This window comes from Ruegeria sp. AB9 (assembly GCF_056542585.1).
The window spans coordinates 1-1,246 of the sequence record NZ_JBQGAA010000056.1; the positions used below are offsets into that span (position 1 = coordinate 1).

Below are 1,246 nucleotides of genomic sequence, written 5' to 3' on the forward strand. Positions count from 1 at the left end.
GCGCGCGCATGGCCGAACGCGGTGTGTGAGTCGACGCTGCCACTCTCAACAGATGGGTTGGCAAATATGCACCAATGGTTGCTACGCGAGCGCAGTCGAAGAAACAACCTACTCGGAATTCCTGATGTATGGATGAGACTTATTTACGTGTTCGCGGCAAGTTGGTGTGTCTCTACCGTACGATCGGCAAGGTAGGAAACACGCTTGATTTTATGCTGTCTGAACGACGAAACGGCCTCGCAATGACTAGGTTTTTTTGCAAAGGTCTTATTTTCAAACGGCATCCCAAACAAAATCGCGATAGACAAGATCGGCGCTAATGGAGCGGACATTCGAGAGGTGAACCGAATCCTGAAGCGATTTAGCTGCCCAGCCAAAGTACAAATCCTCAGGTCTACATTTTTGAACAACATGATCGAGCAGGATCACAGGTTTATCAAACGGCGAGTCTGGCACATGTGTGGTTTGGTTTCAAATCTTTCGCATCTGCGTCAACTACGCTGGACGGCATTGAAGTTGCTGACATGATCCGAAAACGGCAATTCCCCCAAACGGCGGCATCCGGCTTTAGGAATTTCGCTGAGATCGCAGGATAGGTATGCCCTGGGAAGAGTTCGATTTTGACCACTCCAAATTTTGCGACACAACCGTGGGATGCAGCCGCTGGGGTTGAGATTGTCAGATTCCTGCCGAGAACGGGTGGATCAGCAGTTCTAACCCACTCAGGCCGCAGGTTGATTTTCGCAAACTGGATAAAATTGTGGTCTCGCCGCGCCATTGCAAGGAAATTAGACGGCTTTCGTTTCGCTGCCCGGATAACGCCAAACGCTAATACCCTTTAACGTGAATTTTATGGGTGGGGGCTCGTATTCAGGGAGATCATTTCGGATGAATCGGGAATACTTGCTTATGGCCGACTTTGCAGCGGATGTCGGAGATTTGCGGCTTAAATGCAAGACCTGACCTTGCAGCATTCAAATCACATTCATGACAGGCGATCCCAGCGGTTCGAGCCGACAGGCGCACTGGGAACCGAACGCATTCGCCAACCGTCTCAGGCTCGCGTCAGGCAATCAACATTTTGGAACACCGGATGACATGTATGCGGCACCCGGGTCGGTCATTTTCCAATGTCGGGGCCCGATAGGGGATTAACGAGTAAATGGTATTAGAGCACACAAACAATAAAGCCAGTCACATATTCCGCGGCGGTCGTATTTTCAAACGCGGCAAACACGTTCTTACT

The 1,246-nt window shown here is 50.4% G+C and carries 1 protein-coding gene; it reads left to right on the forward strand.

Annotated elements, in window-relative coordinates; genetic code table 11:
- Positions 1 to 128: 128 nt before the first annotated feature.
- Positions 129 to 320, forward strand: coding sequence for a DDE-type integrase/transposase/recombinase (locus ACR0K5_RS25085; RefSeq protein WP_480535058.1), 192 nt, complete (start codon positions 129 to 131; stop codon positions 318 to 320).
- Positions 321 to 1,246 lie beyond the last annotated feature (926 nt).